The organism is Streptosporangium sp. G11, assembly GCF_051192615.1.
GTDB lineage: Bacteria > Actinomycetota > Actinomycetes > Streptosporangiales > Streptosporangiaceae > Streptosporangium.
The window spans coordinates 60,643-77,721 of sequence record NZ_JBPJUQ010000008.1 but is presented as its reverse complement, the minus strand read 5'-3'; the positions used below and the strand labels follow the sequence as shown (position 1 = coordinate 77,721).

At 70.7% G+C, this 17,079-nt stretch carries 17 protein-coding genes; 6 read left to right on the top strand and 11 right to left on the bottom strand.

The features are described 5' to 3' along the window. Positions 1–17: 17 nt before the first annotated feature. Positions 18–608: a cob(I)yrinic acid a,c-diamide adenosyltransferase gene (locus tag ACSDR0_RS10970; RefSeq protein WP_435288661.1), complete on the bottom strand. Its 591-nt coding sequence runs from the start codon at positions 606–608 to the stop codon at positions 18–20. 66 nt (positions 609–674) lie between these two features. Here ACSDR0_RS10970 and ACSDR0_RS10965 point away from each other — a divergent pair, with 66 nt between their 5' ends. The 6 genes from ACSDR0_RS10965 (at position 675) to ACSDR0_RS10940 (ending at position 8,300) form a co-directional block, all read left to right on the top strand. After that, positions 675–3,839, top strand: coding sequence for a S41 family peptidase (locus ACSDR0_RS10965; RefSeq protein WP_435288660.1), 3,165 nt, complete (start codon positions 675–677; stop codon positions 3,837–3,839). A gap of 95 nt (positions 3,840–3,934) precedes the next feature. After that, on the top strand, positions 3,935–5,077 hold the full coding sequence (locus ACSDR0_RS10960; protein WP_435288659.1) for an ATP-binding cassette domain-containing protein: 1,143 nt from the start codon (positions 3,935–3,937) through the stop codon (positions 5,075–5,077). Then, complete coding sequence (locus ACSDR0_RS10955; protein ID WP_435288658.1) at positions 5,074–5,877, top strand: ABC transporter permease; 804 nt, start codon at positions 5,074–5,076, stop codon at positions 5,875–5,877. Before ACSDR0_RS10960 ends, ACSDR0_RS10955 begins: the two co-directional genes overlap by 4 nt. 118 nt (positions 5,878–5,995) lie before the next feature. Next, positions 5,996–7,129 (top strand): sensor histidine kinase, encoded by a 1,134-nt coding sequence (locus tag ACSDR0_RS10950; RefSeq protein WP_435288657.1) that lies wholly within the window; start codon positions 5,996–5,998, stop codon positions 7,127–7,129. A gap of 64 nt (positions 7,130–7,193) precedes the next feature. Further along, a complete protein-coding gene (locus ACSDR0_RS10945; RefSeq protein WP_435288656.1) occupies positions 7,194–7,787 on the top strand; it encodes a response regulator in 594 nt (197 codons plus the stop codon). Positions 7,788–7,982: 195 nt separating this feature from the next. Continuing rightward, on the top strand, positions 7,983–8,300 hold the full coding sequence (locus tag ACSDR0_RS10940; RefSeq protein WP_435288655.1) for an STAS domain-containing protein: 318 nt from the start codon (positions 7,983–7,985) through the stop codon (positions 8,298–8,300). A 90-nt stretch (positions 8,301–8,390) separates the two neighbouring features. Here the strand turns inward: ACSDR0_RS10940 and ACSDR0_RS10935 are convergent, their stop codons facing one another. From ACSDR0_RS10935 to ACSDR0_RS10890, 10 genes are all read right to left on the bottom strand, one after another. After that, on the bottom strand, positions 8,391–8,996 hold the full coding sequence (locus tag ACSDR0_RS10935) for a TetR/AcrR family transcriptional regulator (RefSeq protein ID WP_435288654.1): 606 nt from the start codon (positions 8,994–8,996) through the stop codon (positions 8,391–8,393). 320 nt (positions 8,997–9,316) lie between these two features. Then, a complete protein-coding gene (locus tag ACSDR0_RS10930) occupies positions 9,317–9,940 on the bottom strand; it encodes a response regulator (RefSeq protein WP_435288653.1) in 624 nt (207 codons plus the stop codon). A gap of 3 nt (positions 9,941–9,943) precedes the next feature. Then, positions 9,944–11,233: a sensor histidine kinase gene (locus ACSDR0_RS10925; protein WP_435288652.1), complete on the bottom strand. Its 1,290-nt coding sequence runs from the start codon at positions 11,231–11,233 to the stop codon at positions 9,944–9,946. Beyond that, the gene (locus tag ACSDR0_RS10920; protein ID WP_435288651.1) at positions 11,191–12,033 is read right to left on the bottom strand and encodes an ABC transporter permease; all 843 of its coding nucleotides are present in this window, start codon (positions 12,031–12,033) and stop codon (positions 11,191–11,193) included. The genes ACSDR0_RS10925 and ACSDR0_RS10920 overlap by 43 nt, the downstream gene beginning before the upstream one ends. A 47-nt stretch (positions 12,034–12,080) precedes the next feature. Then, on the bottom strand, positions 12,081–12,923 hold the full coding sequence (locus tag ACSDR0_RS10915; protein WP_435288650.1) for an ABC transporter ATP-binding protein: 843 nt from the start codon (positions 12,921–12,923) through the stop codon (positions 12,081–12,083). 271 nt (positions 12,924–13,194) lie between these two features. Further along, positions 13,195–13,854 (bottom strand): endonuclease NucS, encoded by a 660-nt coding sequence (gene nucS, locus ACSDR0_RS10910; RefSeq protein ID WP_435288649.1) that lies wholly within the window; start codon positions 13,852–13,854, stop codon positions 13,195–13,197. A gap of 225 nt (positions 13,855–14,079) precedes the next feature. After that, positions 14,080–15,234 carry an ABC transporter permease gene (locus ACSDR0_RS10905; protein ID WP_435288648.1) on the bottom strand — a complete coding sequence of 385 codons (1,155 nt, stop codon included), beginning with the start codon at positions 15,232–15,234 and terminating at the stop codon, positions 14,080–14,082. Then, complete coding sequence (locus ACSDR0_RS10900; RefSeq protein WP_435288647.1) at positions 15,231–16,109, bottom strand: ABC transporter ATP-binding protein; 879 nt, start codon at positions 16,107–16,109, stop codon at positions 15,231–15,233. Before ACSDR0_RS10900 ends, ACSDR0_RS10905 begins: the two co-directional genes overlap by 4 nt. Beyond that, positions 16,109–16,498 (bottom strand): winged helix-turn-helix domain-containing protein, encoded by a 390-nt coding sequence (locus ACSDR0_RS10895; RefSeq protein ID WP_435288646.1) that lies wholly within the window; start codon positions 16,496–16,498, stop codon positions 16,109–16,111. The genes ACSDR0_RS10900 and ACSDR0_RS10895 overlap by 1 nt, the downstream gene beginning before the upstream one ends. Next, complete coding sequence (locus ACSDR0_RS10890; RefSeq protein WP_435288645.1) at positions 16,495–16,953, bottom strand: hypothetical protein; 459 nt, start codon at positions 16,951–16,953, stop codon at positions 16,495–16,497. The genes ACSDR0_RS10895 and ACSDR0_RS10890 overlap by 4 nt, the downstream gene beginning before the upstream one ends. Positions 16,954–17,079: the final 126 nt, after the last annotated feature.

Below are 17,079 nucleotides of genomic sequence, written 5' to 3'. Positions count from 1 at the left end.
GACCCTCCCTCATCTCCTCAGCGGGTGCCGCCGGGCTTCCAGAGGATCTCGTCGCCGTCCGCGGCCACCCGGCAGAGGATGAACATCAGGTCGCTCAGCCGGTTGAGATATCTCGCGGTCAGCGGGTTGACGTCGTCGTGGGCCTCCAGTGCCGACCAGACGGTCCGCTCGGCCCGCCGGACCACGGTCCTGGCGGCGTGGAGCCAGGCCACGGCCGGGGTGCCGCCGGGCAGGATGAAGCTGCGCAGCGGCGTGAGGCGCTCGTTGAACTCGTCGCAGCGCGCCTCCAGCCAGTCGACGTAGGAGGGCTCGACCCGCAGCGGCGGGAACTCGGGGTTGTCCACGACCGGGGCGCACAGGTCGGCTCCGACGTCGAACAGCTCGTTCTGGATCCGGGTGAGGACGGCGGTGACGTCCTCCTCCAGGGTCCCCGCGGCGAGGGCGACGCCGATCGCCGCGTTGGCCTCCTCGACGTCCGCGTAGGCGGCCAGGCGAGGATCGGTCTTGCGGGTGCGGCTCATGTCGCCGAGCGCGGTCGTGCCGTCGTCTCCGGTACGGGTGTAGATCTTCGAGAGCACCACCGGTTTGTCTCTGTCAGCTCGCGTCATGTGGCTCAGAGTATCGGCACAAAAAACTCTCCTGATGAACCTGATAGCGGACAATATGATTTGTCGATGGTTTCTGGTTTCTACCTGCGATTCCCTCACATTTCCCACGAAACGCTGACCTTCGTCGCCGACGACGACGTCTGGGCGGCCCCGGCGGACGGCGGCCGGGCATGGCGTCTCTCCTCGGATCGGGCCCCCGCGAGCCACCCTCGCCTCTCGCCCGGCGGTACCAAGGTCGCCTGGACGAGCGTCCGCGACGGCGCTCCCGAGGTCTACCTGGCAGATCTGGAATCCGGTTCGACGGAGCGGCTGACCTACTGGGGAGACGCGCGGACGCGCACGCGCGGCTGGACGCCGGACGGCGAGGTCCTCGCGATCAGCGCGACCGGCCAGCCGTCCCTCTCGCAGACCTGGGCCTACGCGCTCGGTGAGGGACGCGTCGAGCGGTTGCCGTACGGCCCGGTCAACGACCTGTCGGTCACCGAGGACGCGGTGGCGCTGCTCACCGGGGGGCTTCCCCGCGACCCGGCGACCTGGAAGCGTTACCGGGGCGGCACGGCGGGCCGCCTGTGGGTGCGGCGCGGTGACGACGACTTCACCCGGATCCTGGCCGACCTGAACGGCCACCTGACCACTCCGATGCTCGTCGGGGGGCGGCTCGTCTTCATCTCCGACCACGAGGGCGTCGGCAACCTCTACTCCTGCGAGCCGGACGGTGGCGGCCTGCGCCGCCACACCGACCACGAGGTCTTCTACGCCCGGCACGCCACCACCGACGGGACCCGGATCGTCTACCAGAACGCCGGGGACCTCTATCTGCTGGACGGTCTGGACGCCGAGGCCCGCAAACTCGACGTCACCCTCGGCTCCCCGCTGCGCGGGCGGCAGCCGTACCAGGTCAACGCGGGCAGGCGGCTGCACGACCTGGCCGTGGACGCGACCGGGCGCGCCAGCGCGGTGGAGGTCCAGGGGTCGGTGCACTGGGTGACCCACAGGGACGGCCCGGCGCGGCAGCTCAGCGACGGCCTGTCGGCGGGGCGGCCCCGTATCCTCGGGGCCGACCACGTGGTGTGGGTCTTCGACGACGGCGAGACGCAGGGGCTGGAGATCGCCCCCGCGGGGGGCGGGGAGGTCCGCAGGATCGCCGCGGGCGCGCTGGGCGAGGTCGGTGACCTGGCCGTCGCGCCCGACGGGAACACGATCGCGGTGACCGCCAGGGACGGGCGGCTGCTCCTGGCCGACGTGGCCTCGGGCGAGGTCGTGGAGCTGGTCAGGGCACAGGGGGAGATCCAGGGCCTCGCCTGGTCGCCCGACTCGGCCTGGCTGGCCTGGTCGCACCCGGACGGCCCGCAGCTGCGCAGGATCAGGCTGGCCAGGGTGGCGGACCGGGTCGTGACCGACGTCACCGACGGCCGGTTCGTGGACGTCTCGCCCGCGTTCGCGGGGGAGTATCTGGCGTTCCTGTCGCGGCGCGGCTTCGACCCGGTCTACGACGCGCACTCCTTCGACATGTCCTTCCCCTTCGGCTACCGGCCCTACCTGGTGCCGCTGTCCGCGTCCACGCCGTCCCCGTTCGCGCCCAGCTCCGCGGGGCGGGCCGCCGACTCAGGCTCCGGTTCCGGCGACGACGACGAGAAGGACGACGGCGCGATCACGGTGGACCTGGAGAGCATCGCCGCCAGGGTCGTGCGGGTGCCGGTGCCCGAGGGCCGCTACTCGGACCTGCGGGCGGTCAAGGGCGGGTTCGTCTGGCTGCGGGAGCCGCTGGCGGGGGAGCTCGGCGAGGACAGGGACGAGGTGGGGGGCGAGGCGCCCCGCCCGGCGCTGGACCGCTACGACCTGGTCAAGCGCAAGTGGGAGGAAGTGGTCGACAAGCTCGACTGGTACCGGGTGAGCGGTGACGGCACGCAGCTCGTCGTCAGCGACAAGGGCACGCTCACGGTCCGTCCCGCCGTGGGCAAGCCGGGCGGCAAGAACGGCGACGACGCGACCGTCGACCTGTCCAGGATCCGGATCACCGCCGACCCCCGGGCGCTGCGGCGGCACGCCTACGCCCAGGCGGGCCGCCGGATGCGCGCCGACTTCTGGGTCGAGGACATGGCCGACGTCGAGTGGGAGACCGTGCTGGAGGAGTACCGGCCGCTGGTGGACCGGGTCGCCACCGCCGACGACTTCGCCGACCTGCTCTGGGAGGTCATGGGGGAGCTGGGCAGCTCGCACGCCTATGTCGACGCCGCTCCCTGGGGCTATCCGGCCGCCGAGCCGGTCGGGCTGCTCGGCGCCGACCTGTCCAGGGGCGAGGACGGCCGCTGGCTGGTGGACCGGGTGCTGCCCGCCGAGTCCTCCGACGTGCACGCCCGCTCGCCGCTGGCCGGTCCCGGGGCGGGCGTCCAGCCGGGGGAGGCGCTGCTCGCGGTCGACGGCCGCCCGGTGCCGCCCGAGGGGCCCGCGCGGTTGCTGGTCGGCGCCGCCGACAAGCCGGTCGAGCTGACCCTGGGCGGTGGCCGGCGGGTGGTCGTCACGCCGCTCCGCGACGACCGGCGCCTGCGCTACCAGCACTGGGTGGCCGGATGCCGGGCGCGAGTCAGGGAGCTCGGCGGCGGACGCCTCGGCTACCTGCACATCCCGGACATGGTGGCCGAGGGCTGGGCGCAGTTCCACCGCGACCTGCGCAGGGAGATGACCTTCGAGGGACTCGTGGTGGACGTACGGGGAAATCGAGGCGGTCACACCTCCGAGCTGGTCATCGAGAAGCTGATCCGCCGGGTCATCGCCTGGGACCTGCCCAGGGGCATGACGCCGATCACCTACCCCGAGGACGCGCCGCGCGGCCCGCTGGTCGCGATCACCAACCAGAACGCCGGATCCGACGGCGACATCGTCACCGCGGCCTTCAAGATCCACAAGCTCGGGCCGGTGGTGGGCACCCGGACCTGGGGTGGTGTCATCGGCATCGAGGATCCCCACCGCCTGGTCGACGGCTCGCACATCACCGTGCCCAAGTACTCCTTCTGGTTCGAGGATCTGGGCTGGGGCGTGGAGAACTACGGCGTCGATCCGGATGTCGAGGTCGACATCGCCCCCGGCGACTGGGCGGAGGGGAGGGACCCGCAGATCGAGGAGGCGGTACGGCTCGCGCTGGCCGCGCTGGACGAGCGGCCGGCGGCGACCCCGCCCGACCCCGCCACCAGGCCGTCCCGCCAGCGTCCCGAGCTGCCGCCTCGCCCGTAGTTGACATTTGTCATCCAAAAGTTCTTAAAGATCAATATTTTTCCGGTGATATCGGCGACTACCTGCTCAAACGCGGGAAGACGACGATTGTCGCCATGAGAACACCACAGGTGACGGAACCGCCCGGCGTCGCTACCGCCGGCCTCGACAACGTGATCGAGGTCGGCGGGCTCCGGCAGGCGTACGGCGACTTCGAGGCGGTGCGCGGAGTCTCCTTCGCCGTCCCGAGGGGCGAGCTGTTCGCCCTGCTCGGCACGAACGGCGCGGGCAAGACCACCACCGTGGAGGTCCTGGAGGGTTTCAGGGCCCCCACCGGCGGCAGTGTCCGCGTGCTCGGGCTCGACCCGGTCAGGCAACGCCGGAAGTTGCGGCCCCGTGTGGGGATCATGTTGCAGGAGGGCGGTTTCCTCGGTGACCTCACGGTCGCCGAGACCGTCGGCCTGTGGAAGGGGCTGAGCCAGGACGCGGGCGTGGGCCGCGCGGACACGCCCGCGAAACCCTCCGGGGCGCTCAACCTCCTCGGCCGTTACCGGGAAACGGATCCGGGGACCATGGACGCGCTGGAGGCGGCGGGGCTGGGGAGGAAGGCCAGGACCAGGGTGCGGCAGCTCTCCGGCGGCCAGCGGCGCAGGCTCGACCTCGCGCTGGCGGTGATCTCCCGGCCGGAGGTGCTCTTCCTGGACGAGCCGACCACCGGCATGGACCCCGAGGCGCGTCGCGCCACCTGGAAGGTGATCGAGGACCTGCGGGCGGGGGGCACCACGGTGCTGCTCACCACCCACTACCTGGAGGAGGCCGAGCGCCTCGCCAACCGGCTGGCCATCATGCACGAGGGCAGGATCCACCTCCAGGGCACCGTCGAGGAGGTGGTCGCCGGGTCGGGCGACCGGATCTCCTTCCGCCTCTCGGGCATCTCCTGGGCCTTCGGCGATCTTCCCTCGCTGGACGGCGTGGCCCCCGTGCTGACCTACGGCGGCGACACGGAGGTCGCCTACACCCTGACCGGCGCACGGGCCGAGGCCCGCGCGCACACGGCGGTCCGGCAGCTCCTGGACTGGGCCGACGCGCGGGGCGAGACCCTGGAACGGCTGGCCGTACGCAGGGGAACCCTGGAGGACGCCTTCATGCGCGTGGCCGGGGAGGCGTTGCAGGACGGGGCGGAGACCGGGGCGGGCAAAGCGGTCCGGGGGACCGGCGACGGGTCGGCGGCCACGCGGCCGGCGAGAAGGGGCAAATGATCATGAGAACCGACGTGCTGCACGCGATGAGGCTCGCGAGGATCGACCTGACCCTGGTGGGCAGGAACACCACGGTCCTGTTCAACGTGCTCCTGCTGCCGCTCCTGATGGCCTGGGTGTACACCCAGGCCGTCGGCGCCGAGAAGATCGACGGCGTGGCCGGGAAACTCTTCGTCCTGGCCGGGTTGCCGGGGTTGATGCTGGTGTTCGCGGTCTTCGTCAACCTGGTGAACTCCTTCACCGCCCGGCGTGAGGAACTGGTGCTCAAGCGGTTGCGCGCGGGCCAGCCATCGGGCCCGGCGATCCTCGCCGGCAGCGCCCTCGGGGCGCTCGTGCTCTATCTCGCCCAGGTGGCGCTCCTGGCCGTCTGGATGCGGCGCTCCGAGGGGGTCGCGGTGGCCAACGTGCCGATGCTCGTGACCGTCGCGGTCCTGGGGGTCGCACTGTTCTGCCTGCTCGCCGCCGCCTTCTCCGGCCTCACCCCGAACGCCGAGCTCGCCCAGGTCACGGTGCTGCCGGTGCTCCTGCTCGTGCTGGTCGGCGCCCCGATCGCCTTCCCCGCCGACACGCTGCCCGGGGTGCTGGGCGACGTCTCCGCCCTGCTCCCCGCGACCCCGGTCGTGGAGATCGCGCGCACCGCCTTCCTGGGGGGAGATCATGTCTCCGGCGGCGGGGAGGCGCTGAGCATGGGCGGGCAGTGGCTGGCCGCGCTGCCCTCCTTCGCGATCCTGCTCGTCTGGATCGCGGTGGCCGCGCTGCTGGCCCGGTGGCTGTTCCGCTGGGAACCCCGGCACAGCTAACGTTCATCACGAAATGTCACTTGATATCGGTGAAAAAGGGATGAGGCGTCGCGCGCGCCTCATCTTTTCCGCGCTTCCCCGGAGAAAGAAGCGCTCCCCCCTCCAGCGGCTCCGCCGGATGACCATCCTCTCCCTGACCATGGGCCTCGTCCTGGCCTGGATCAGCCCTCTCGCCGAACTGGCGGACGAGGACGGGCAGTTCCGGCTCTCGCTGCTGACCGTCGGGGTGCCGGGCCTGGTGATCTTCAGCGTCCTGTATCTGAGAATCCTCAAAGCGGCCGTGGACGGCACCGCCGCGAGAGGCGAGCTCGCCGCCTCGGCCGTGGTCGCGGTGGCCCTCCTGCTGACCCAGGACGGCGGTCCCTGGTCCTGGGGGCTGCTCGGCCCGGCGTGGGCGTCGGGGGCCGTGCTGGTGCTCAACAGGTCCGCCGCGATCGTCACCACCGCCGCGGCGATCGCCGTCGGCCTGCTTCTCGCGCCCCCGGGAGCCGGTTCCGGCCCCTGGGGCGCCGAGGTGTTCGCGATACCGTACGAGGAGAGTTCCCTGCCCACCCTGGGCGCCTACCTCGGGATGGCCGCGGGGGCGTCGTGGGCGAACCGGTTCCAGCTCTGGTTCTGGCGGGTGGTCACGGCCGCGGAGGAGGGCAGGGAGGCGCAGGCCAGGCTGGCCGTCACCGAGGAGCGGCTCCGCTTCTCCCGCGACCTGCACGACCTGGTCGGCCACAGCCTCTCCGCGATCGCCGTCAAGAGCGAGGTGGCCGCCAAGCTGTCGGGGGTGGACGCCGCGAGGGCCGCCGGGGAGATGGACGAGGTACGAGCCCTGGCGCGGCAGGCGCTCAGGGAGATCCGCACGGCGGTGCGCGGCTACCGGACGGTCGACCTCGACGCCGAACTGCGCGCGATGACCGCGGTGCTGGAGGCGGGTGGCATCCGCTGCACGCTGGAGACGCCGCGCGACCAGGTGCCCGAGGGGACGGCCACCCTGCTGGCCTGGGTGGTCAGGGAGGGCACCACCAACGTGCTGCGGCACAGCTCCGCCACCGGGTGCCGCATCACGATCACCCTCAGGGAGGGCGGCGTCGTGCTGGAGATGACCAACGACGGGGTGACCGGGGTGGCCGGCCGGGGCGGTACCGGCCTCATCGGGCTGTCGGAGCGGGTCGCCGCCATCGGCGGGACCATCACGGCGGGCCCCGGCGGGCCCGGGGAGTTCAGGCTGCGGGCGATGGTTCCGCTGGAGGGAGAATCATGATCCAGACGGTGACCACGGTGCCGGCCCGCCCCGCCGGGGCGAGCGCTCCGGCCGGAGGAGCACGGTGATCCGGATACTGCTGGCCGACGACGAGCACCTGGTCAGGAGGGCGATCGCCACCCTGCTCGGCCTGGAGCCGGACATCGAGGTGGTGGCCGAGGTGGCGCGGGGCGACCTGGTGGCGGCGGCCGTGCTGGAGCACCGGCCCGACGTGATCGTGCTGGACATCGAGATGCCGGGGATGGACGGGCTGAGCGTCGCCGAGACGCTGCCGGGCCACGCGGTGCTGATGCTGACCAGTTTCGGGCGGCCCGGATACCTGCGGCGGGCGCTCGCGGCCGGGGTGCGCGGTTTCATCCCCAAGGACGCCTCCGCCGACGAGCTGGCGGCGGCGATCCGCAAGGTCCACGCCGGGGGGCGCTATCTCGACCCGGAAATGGCCGCCTCGGCGATGATGGCGGGGGAGAGCCCCCTCACCGAGCGCGAGCGCGGCTCCCTGGAACTGGCCGCGCAAGGGGCCTCGGTCGCCGAGATCGCCGCCGCGCTGCACCTCACCCAGGGCACCGTGCGCAACTACCTGTCCAGCGCCATCACCAAACTGGGCGCGACCAACCGGATCACCGCGATCCGGTTGGCTCAGCAAAAAGGTTGGCTTTAAACCGCGTGTTCTCTTTTGATTCGGGCAAGGGGCCTGTATGGCCATCGGAAGGGTGACTTCAGGAACGAGGGAGGTCCACGCCTTCTTGCACGCTGTGACATTGTATGGATGCGGTGCGTGATCAGCTGCCCGTGGTGATGCATCGCCGTTGTGCCGGGCCGCCCCTTCTCCGGCGGCCAGGTGTGAGGAGGAGGCATGCGCGTCCCCGGTAACCCCCGTGCCCAGGTGGTCGGCGTCGGGAATCGTCTCGACGTGGGAACCGTCGCCCGGGTGCGCCCGCGGCTGCACGAGGCAGTCGACTCCGGGCGTGGCGACCTGATCGTAGATCTTTCCAGGCTGGAAATGATCGATGCCACCGGCCTGGGGGTGCTGGTGGGCACGCATCGCCGCGCTGTGGGTGCGGAACGCCGCCTCGTCCTGAGGGGGGTGCCGCCGCGGGTCATGCGGGTGCTGGCGGTGACCCGGCTCAACCGGGTCCTCACCGTCGAGCTTCCCGCGGCCGCGGTGGCCTGATCCGGACGGCCGCCGGAGTTCGGGGCGTCGGCCGGCGCCGGAACGTGTCGGAGGACGGGCCCGGCGGGCCCGTCCCCGTTCCCACCGGGGTCAGGTCACGAAGGACCTGTGGAAGATGTGCGTGGCGGTGTTGATCAGCTTGGCGACCGGAGGCGGGTCGTCGGCCAGGACCCACTCGATGAGCAGTTCCTGGATCGCTCCGATCATGCCCAGTGCGAGGAGGTGCTGGTTGGCCTTCGTCGCCTCCGGCAGGTCGGCGATGTTCGACTCGATCGTCCTGGTGAAGGCCGCCACGGCCGACTGCCGTGAGGTGACGAGGCAGTCGCCCGCCCGGCGCACCTCCAGGTGCAGGATCCGCGCGCGACGCCTGTCGTCGGTGACGAAACTGATGTAGCTGGTGACCCCCGTCTCGACCCGGTCGGCCAGGGTGTCGGGGGCCTGCTCGATGGCCTTCGCCATCGCCTCCAGCGTCTCGCGCACGCATTGGTCGTACACGGTCTGCATCAGCTCGTCGCGCCCTGAGAAACATTCATAGAAGGCGCGATTGGAGATACGGGCCGCGGCGCACAGCCTCTCGATCGTCGTTTCGGGGAATCCGGGGTCGGCGTAAAGGGTGTACGCCGCGGAGATCAGGCGCTCCCGGCGTTCCGCCAGCCGCTCCTCCGCGGACATTCCCCGGTAGGACCGTCCATTCATGTCAAGCTCCCGCAGGTCAGCGTGAGGTTGACAGCTACTCGCTTTATCACTTCCACCTCATGGTTCTGGCCCCCGGAATCAACCATTATGGGTGCAAGATCCTTTTTGTGGAAGGGGCGCTGTGTTATTACTTACATCCCCGGTGCAAGAAGGTGACAAGTCTGAGTAGCGGGTCAAGTTACTTCGTTCGCGAGTGAACGAGGTGAGGTTCGTCCCGGGCGGAGTGGAGAACCCTCGCCTCGGTTCGCGATCGCCCCGGGGGTGCGGATCGCGTCCCGTCCGTGGTCGCCCGGGGCGCGGGTCGTCCCGTTCGCGGTCGCCTAGCGGGTGAGCAGGCCCCGGTTCAGGGCCGTGGTCACGGCGGCGGTGCGGTCGGAGACGCCGAGCTTGCCGAAGACGCGCAGCAGGTGGGTCTTGACCGTGGTCTCGCTGATGAACAGGGCCCTGCCGATCTCCGCGTTGGTCAGCCCCCCGGCCACCAGGGAGAGCACCTCCGTCTCGCGCGGCGACAACGACTCGGCCACCGGAGCGCGCATCCGGGTGACCAGCCTGGTCGCCACCGAGGGTGACAGCACGGTCTCCCCGCGCGCCGCCGAGCGGATCGCGGCGAGCAGGTCGGCCCTGGAGGTGTCCTTCAGCAGGTAACCCGCCGCACCGGCCTCGACCGCCCGCACGATGTCGGCGTCGGTCTCGTAGGTGGTCAGCACGACCACCCGGCTCTCCGGCCGCCCGGCGAGGATGCGCGAGGTGGCGCTCACGCCGTCACCGTCCGGCATGCGCAGGTCCATCAGGATCACGTCCGGCGTGAGCTCCCCGGCCCGCACGACGGCCTCGTCCCCGGACGCCGCCTCACCCACCACCGTGATCCCGGGATCGGCCTCCAGCATGCCCCGAAGGCCCTCACGGACCACCGGGTGGTCGTCGACGATCATCACGCGAAGCATGTGTCACACTCTCTGGCCGGTCTGGTCGAGTCCGCCGGTGCCGTCACTTCGGGCCGGCCGCTCGATCTGGTCGTTTCGGTCGGAGGGGATGACCACCTCAAGCGCCGTCCCCTCGCCGGGGAGCCCCGTCACGGCGAGGGTCCCGCCGACCTGCTCCACCCGGGCGCGCATGCCCCGCAGGCCGTACCCCTGGCCGCCGGAGGGCTCGAAGCCGCGCCCGTCGTCGCGCACCTCCAGCCGTGCGGAGCCGTCCCGGTAGGTTATCGAGACCGTGACGGAGTCCGCGCCCGCGTGCTTGCGCACGTTGGCCAGGCCCTCCTGGGCGGCGCGGACGAGCACCACCTCGGCCGGCGCGCTCAGCGGCCGGGACTCCCCGCGCACCTCGAACCCGGTGGACAGGCCCGTCTCCTCGCCGAGCCGTTTCGTCAGCCGCCGCAGCGCCTCGTCCAGGGTCGAGCCGTCCAGCGGTGCCGGGCTCAGCGTGGTGACCAGCAGGCGAGCCTCGGTCAGGTTCTCCCGCGCCGTCCGCATGGCCAGGGCCAGGTGACGGGACGGGTCCGGCTGCGCCTCGGCCGCCTGGATCAGCATGATGATGCTGGTGAAGCCCTGCGCCAGCGTGTCGTGGATCTCCCCGGCGAGCCGCTCGCGCTCGGCCAGCGCCCCGCGCTCGGCCGAGAGCCTGGACACCTCGGCCCGGCTGCTCTCCAGCTCCTCGATGAGCGTGGCCCGCTCCTCGCTCTGCCGGGTGATCCGCTCGATCCAGATGCCGAAGATGGCGGAGAAGAAGATGACGATGGTGGTGACCATCAGGAAGTTGAACGGCTCCGGCGCCCCGGACAGGAAGATGTACCGGATCGCCGGAGAGAGGTTCAGCATCGTCACGGCGATCATCGCCCGCCTGGCGGGAAAGACCATGAAGCACTGCGGGCAGAGCCCGAACAGGGCGAACGTCGCGTACGACGAGCTGAGCCCGGCGGGGGTGAACAGCGCGACCAGCAGGACGATGTAGAGCGCCCCCCGCCGCCTGTCCTCGGCGACGATCGCGGGGCGGCCGAGCAGGAGATAGAGCGGCAGGATCGTGACCAGGCAGCCCGCCACGATCGCCCGCTCGCGCAGGGACACGGCGTCGGTCATCGCGTACGCGGTGGGCAGGAGCGTTCCGATGACCAGGAGCACCTCCCAGCCGCGCAGCGACTCCCACGCGTGGGCACCGGCTTCCCGGCCGGGAGGTTCGGCGAAGTCGGCCTGTCTCATCCGTCGCGGCGGCTCTTCCAGCGGAACGTCATCAGGCACAGCACCAGTCCTCCGACCGCCCAGGCTCCCAGGATCAGGGCGACCCGGTCGAGCTCGTACGATTTCGCGACCTCAAGTGTGGCACCGGCGTCACCCAGGAAGACCGACCGGAAACCCTGGCACATCCACTTGAGCGGGAAGATCGAGGCGACGTTCACCAGCCAGGCCGGCAGCTGGCCGATGGGGATGAACACCCCGGAGATGAACTGCAGCACCACGAACGGCATCGCGATCACCGCGCTGGCGCTCTTGGCCGACCGGGGCAGGCTGCTGATCGCGACCCCGAGCAGGGACGAGCCGAGCACGCCGAGCACGAACACCCAGGTGAAGGTGACCCACCGGGACGCCTCCGACGGCAGTTCCAGGCCGAACAGCGCGACCCCGATGGCCAGCAGGATGACGACCTGCAGGAAGGAGACGAACAGGGTGTTGAGGGCCTTGCCGATGAAGTAGGAGGTGCGGGGCAGTGGGGTACCCGCCAGCCGTTTGAGCGTGCCGTCGTCGCGGTCCATCGCGACGTTGATCCCGAGGTTCTGGAATCCCGTCATCGCGGCGGTCCCGATGAGCCCGGCCACGTAGAGCTGGGAGACGGTCAGGCCGGTTCCCTCCATCTCGTCCGAGAAGATCGAGCCGAAGAGCACCAGCATGATGATCGGGAAGGCGAAGGTGAAGATCACCGCGTCCCGCTCGCGGAAGAACATCCTGTTCTCGATGACCGTCCGCGACAGCCCCAGTCGTATCGCGGAAGGTTGTCCGGCCTTGAGGGCCGGGGCGGAAGGTCGGGCAAGGGTCTGGCTCATTTGGTTGATCACCTCAGGGGATCGGTCGGCGCTCGTACGGGAGACGATCAGGCGGGGGTCTCGATGAGGCGGAGGTAGACGTCCTCCAGGGTGGGCCGGGTCACGGCCAGCTCGGGGACCTCGCCGTCGAAGCGGCCGGTCAGCTCCAGGACCGTCCTGGTCGGTGTGTCCGTCTCCAGGAAGCGGCGCTCACCCGCGTCGGACCAGCTCACCATGGCCTTGGCGGTCGCCCTGCCGCCCAGGGTCTTGGGCTCGCCCTCGGCCACGATCCGCCCCCCGGCGACCACGGCCACCCGGTTGGCCAGCGCCTCGGCCTCGTCCAGGTAGTGGGTGGTCAGCACGATCGTGGTGCCGTCGCGGGCCAGACCCTCGATCAGCTCCCAGAACTGCCTGCGCGCCTCCGGGTCGAACCCGGTGGTCGGCTCGTCCAGGAAGAGCAGCTCCGGGTCGCCGATCACCCCCAGCGCGACGTCCACCCGGCGCCGCTGGCCGCCGGAGAGCTTCCGGATGCGCTGGTCCGCCTTCTCCGTCAGCCCGACCTGCTCGATCACCTCGTCCGGGTCCTTGGCGCCGGGGTAGTAACCCGCGAAGTGCCGCACGGTCTCCCGTACGGTCGCCTCGGCCACGTCGTTGGCCGTCTGCAGCACGATGCCGATCCGCGAACGCCACGCGCGGGTGGGTCTGCCGGGGTCGACACCCAGGACGCTGACCTCCCCGGCGTCCCTGGTGCGGTGCCCCTCCATGATCTCCACCGTGGTGGACTTCCCGGCCCCGTTCGGGCCCAGGATCGCGAACACCTCGCCCGCGCGGATGTCGAGATCGATCCCCCCGACGGCCTGGACGTCGCCGTAGCGCTTGGTCAGGCCTCTCACTCTTACCGTTGTGTCCATGCCTCAAGCGTCGCGTGCACGGGGTTCTCGCGGCACCAACGTTCGGTGGAACCCCGTGTCCACCGAACGGAGGACACGGGGCCTCGTCATCCCTCGGTGTACGACCTCGGGGCGGACCCCTCGCCGTCGGACGTGGGGTCGTCCGTCCGGCACGGCAGCGGCTCCTCCTCACCGGTCCCGAGGTGCCACACCCGTGGGCGGTCGTCGTCCTGGGCTTCACACCTGCGGAGTGGTCGGCGTTTCTGGGCGGAGTGCCGGACGGCGAGGGCTGTCAGAACAGGGTGTCGTTGCGTTCGATGCCGCGCAGCTCGTCGTAGTCGAGGGTCACGCAGCGGATGCCGCGGTCCTCGGCCAGGGTCTTGGCCTGGGGTGCGATGCTCTGGGCGGCCAGGATGCCGCTGACCGGGGCGAGCAGGGAGTCGCGGTTCATCAGCTCCAGATAGCGGGTGAGCTGTTCCACGGCGTCGATGCCCGCGCGGCGCTTGAGCTCCACGGCGACGGACGCGCCCGTGTGGTCGCGGCAGAGGATGTCGACGGGGCCGATGGCCGTCATGTACTCGCGGCGGACGAGCGTCCAGCCCGCGCCCAGGGTGGTGATGTGCTCGGCGAGCAGCTCCTGCAGGTGGGCCTCCACCCCGTCCTTGATCAGGCCCGGGTCCACGCCCAGCTCGTGGCTGGTGTCGTGGATGATCTCCTCCATGGTGAGGACGAGCTTCTCACCGGTCTTGCCGTGGGTCACCGTCCAGGTGCCCTCCTCCTCGCGGAGCTTGCACGGCGGGTTCATCCAGTTGAGCGGCTTGAAAGCCCGGTCGTCGGCATGGATGGAGACGCTGCTGTCGGCCTTGATGAGGATGAGCCGGGGCGCCATCGGAAGATGGGCGGTGAGCTTCCCGACGTAATCCACGCTGCACCGCGCTATGACCAGACGCATGACCGAACCCTATCGGCCGGACGGGGCCCGGATCCCCGTGATCCGTCCGGACGACCCGATGGCTCGACGACCATCGGGCCGTCCGGGCGGCCCGGCGGGCGCAGACGGACTCCCCGCGCCGTACGGCGCGGGGAGCCGGGACTCCGTTCCCAGGTCAGCGCGCCGCTCCCGGGAGCCTCATCCTCGGGGGCGGCGCACCGCTTCGGAGAACCTCACCGCCGAGGGTCAGCGCATCGCCTCGGAGAGCTTGACGCGGGCGCCCATGCGCAGGACCGCGCGGCTGTAGATGCGGGCGCCGAGCATGAGGGTGCCCACCGTCGCCAGGAGCATCAGGACCGCCGCCACGGCGATCTCCCAGACGAGCACCCCGCCCCCGGCCATCCTGACCGGCATGACCATCGAGGAGAACGGCGGCACCAGCGACAGGATCCTGGCCACCGCGCTGTTCGGCTGGACCGCCGCGAAGTAGGCCACCAGGTAGGTGACCATCATGAGCATCGTCAGCGGGGTCAGGACGCCGTTCGCGTCCTCCTGCCTGGACACCAGCGACCCGAGCGCCGCCGCCATCGCGGCGAAGAAGGCGTACCCGAGGACGAACCAGCACAGGGCGCTGACCACGATGCCCGTCATGCCCGGGGGCAGGTCGGCCGCGAGACCGGTCGCCGCCGCCGCGCCGAGACCGGCCACGATGATCACGACCATGTTGACCAGCGCGAGCGCGCCCAGTCCCACGATCTTGCCGCCGAGCAGCTGCCAGGGGCGGACCGAGGTCAGCAGGATCTCCACGATCCGGCTGCCCTTCTCCTCGACCACGCCCATGGCGACGTACATGGAGGAGTAGATGAGCAGGAAGAACAGCACCATGACCAGCAGGGACGCGATGGCCACCCGCACGTCCGCGTAGCGGGCGTCGGCGCCGACGGAGACCTGTTCCAGCGGGGCGACCCGCATGGCCGCCGCCACCTTGGCCGGGTCCAGGCCCGCCTCGGCCAGCTGCCGCTGGGTCTGGACGGCCTGGTTCGCGGCCTCCAGCAGCAGGTCGAGCTCGTCGTTCACATCACCGTCGGTGAGCACCCTGCGGCCGTCCACCACAGCGGCGTCCACGTCGCCCGCGGTGATCGCGCCGCTCGCGGAGGCCTCGTCGGGGAACTCCCTGACGGTGAGCTTCATGTCCTTCGCCGCGCCGGTCAGCGCCGGTCCCAGCGGCTGCGACTGCGCCCCGGCCAGGCCCACGGTGTAGGAGTCGGGCCCGGAGAAGAGCCGGGGCAGGAACGCCAGTGCCGCGACCAGGACGGCGCTGACCACGAGCGCGATGACGAACGCCTTCGTACGGCCGCGCGTGACGATCTCCCGTCGCGCGACCAGCCACAGTTCGTTCACGCGACGGCCTCCCTGAAGATCTCGGTGAGTGTGGGGCGCTGCCAGCCGAAGTGCTCGACCCTTCCGGCCTTGACCGCGAGGTGCAAGATCTCCTGGCCGTCGCCGTCGACGCCCGCGACGAGGACCTCGTCGCCCTTCTGGACGACCTCTCCCGGCAGGGACGCGGTCCAGCCGGGGGAGGCGTCCCTGACGACCACCCTGAGCCGGCCGCGTCCCTCCCGGTCGCGCAGCTCCTCGACCGTGCCGCTGGCCACCACGCGGCCGGCAGAGATGATGCCGACCGAGTCGCAGAGCCGCTCGACGAGGTCCAGCTGGTGGCTGGAGAAGAGCACCGGCACGCCCGCGGCGCACCGCTCGGCGAGCACTCCGGCCAGCGAGTCGACGGCCAGCGGGTCCAGCCCGGAGAAGGGCTCGTCCAGGATGAGCGCCTCCGGGTCGTGCACCAGCGCCACCGCGAGCTGCACGCGCTGCTGGTTGCCCAGGGAGAGCGCGTCCACCGCGTCGTTCGCGCGCTCGGTGAGCGAGAGCCGTTCGAGCAGGTCGCCGGTGGCCTTTCTCGCCCCGCTCGTGGTCAGGCCGCTGAGCCTGCCGAAGTATTCGACCTGCTCGGCGACTCTCATCTTCTGGTAGAGGCCGCGCTCCTCCGGCATGTAGCCGAACCGGCGCCGGTCGTCGAACGTCAGGGCCTTGCCGTCGCGGCGCACGGAGCCCGAGTCGGCGGTCAGCACGCCCATCAGGATGCGCATCGTGGTGGTCTTGCCCGCGCCGTTGGCTCCGACGAAACCGAACATCTCGCCCGGTTTCACGGAGAACGTCACGCCGTCCAGGGCGATCTTGTCGCCGTACCGTTTGTGTAAGTCGTCTATCTCGATCATCAGGGGGATCCCTCGGTGAGGCGCCTCAACACGGAGACGTAGTCATGGAACGCCCGGCGGCCCTCGTCGGTGATGGCCAGCCAGGTGCGTGGACGCTTCCCCACGAAGGCCTTCTCCACGTTCACGTAGCCGGCCTCCTCCAGGGTGATGACGTGCTTGGAGAGGAGTGAGTCGCTGATCTCGATCGTGTCGCGCAGGAAGCGGAACTCGGCCTTGTCGGTGACCGACAGGGCGGCCATGATCGACAACCGGACGGGCGCGTGGATGACGTCGTCGAGGTCGTGCCGGGGGTGTGATCCCGTGCCGCTCCCCGCGCCGCGCGCCGCTCTGCCCGTACGGCTCTCGCGGCCCGCCTCCTCCGTGCCGTTCGCGCCGTTCGTCTCGCTCACCGCTCCGCCCGCAGCACGCGCCAGGCCGCGTAGAGGGGCGGGGCGCTCGCGCAGAGCGACAGCGTGATCAGCGCCGCGCTCCAGCCGCCGCCCGGGTCGCCGGGATGGAAGAACGCGCCGAACACGAACACGATCATGACCAGGACGACGTACGAGACCGTCACGGGGCCCGTCGCCCTGTTGGCCCAGGTGACCTCCTGGTCCTGGACGCCCAGGCGGCCGAGATACCAGACGGACAGGACGGTCAAGACGACCCACGCCACCCCGGCCGTGATCCGCGACCAGGCCGGGCCGAGGAACATGACGGGCCAGTAGACGAGCGTGCCCAGGCCGATGACCGCGTAGAGCAGGCCGACGAGGCGCGTCGGCCGCCGGGTGCGCCGGCCGACCTCGTCGATCCGCCGCAGAGCCTCCCGCGGTGTCAGCTCGTCCTTCATGTCTCCCTCTCCGTTCATGTTCTCAAACAGTAATTGTTACTCAACTCCGGTTCAAGTACTTTCTGTCCGCTCTTTAGGTACCTGCCCGGCTTTTGGGGTAGCCGGTACCTCTCTGGGAGACTGTTGTGATGCCGGAACGGGCGG

Coding starts and splice junctions, on each gene's coding strand:
- ACSDR0_RS10970 (WP_435288661.1), bottom strand. CDS start 608: ATGACGCGAGCTGACAGAGACAAACCGGTGGTGCTCTCGAAGATCTAC.
- ACSDR0_RS10965 (WP_435288660.1), top strand. CDS start 675: ATGGTTTCTGGTTTCTACCTGCGATTCCCTCACATTTCCCACGAAACG.
- ACSDR0_RS10960 (WP_435288659.1), top strand. CDS start 3,935: ATGAGAACACCACAGGTGACGGAACCGCCCGGCGTCGCTACCGCCGGC.
- ACSDR0_RS10955 (WP_435288658.1), top strand. CDS start 5,074: ATGATCATGAGAACCGACGTGCTGCACGCGATGAGGCTCGCGAGGATC.
- ACSDR0_RS10950 (WP_435288657.1), top strand. CDS start 5,996: ATGACCATCCTCTCCCTGACCATGGGCCTCGTCCTGGCCTGGATCAGC.
- ACSDR0_RS10940 (WP_435288655.1), top strand. CDS start 7,983: ATGCGCGTCCCCGGTAACCCCCGTGCCCAGGTGGTCGGCGTCGGGAAT.
- ACSDR0_RS10935 (WP_435288654.1), bottom strand. CDS start 8,996: ATGAATGGACGGTCCTACCGGGGAATGTCCGCGGAGGAGCGGCTGGCG.
- ACSDR0_RS10930 (WP_435288653.1), bottom strand. CDS start 9,940: ATGCTTCGCGTGATGATCGTCGACGACCACCCGGTGGTCCGTGAGGGC.
- ACSDR0_RS10920 (WP_435288651.1), bottom strand. CDS start 12,033: ATGAGCCAGACCCTTGCCCGACCTTCCGCCCCGGCCCTCAAGGCCGGA.
- ACSDR0_RS10915 (WP_435288650.1), bottom strand. CDS start 12,923: ATGGACACAACGGTAAGAGTGAGAGGCCTGACCAAGCGCTACGGCGAC.
- nucS (WP_435288649.1), bottom strand. CDS start 13,854: ATGCGTCTGGTCATAGCGCGGTGCAGCGTGGATTACGTCGGGAAGCTC.
- ACSDR0_RS10900 (WP_435288647.1), bottom strand. CDS start 16,109: ATGATCGAGATAGACGACTTACACAAACGGTACGGCGACAAGATCGCC.
- ACSDR0_RS10890 (WP_435288645.1), bottom strand. CDS start 16,953: ATGAACGGAGAGGGAGACATGAAGGACGAGCTGACACCGCGGGAGGCT.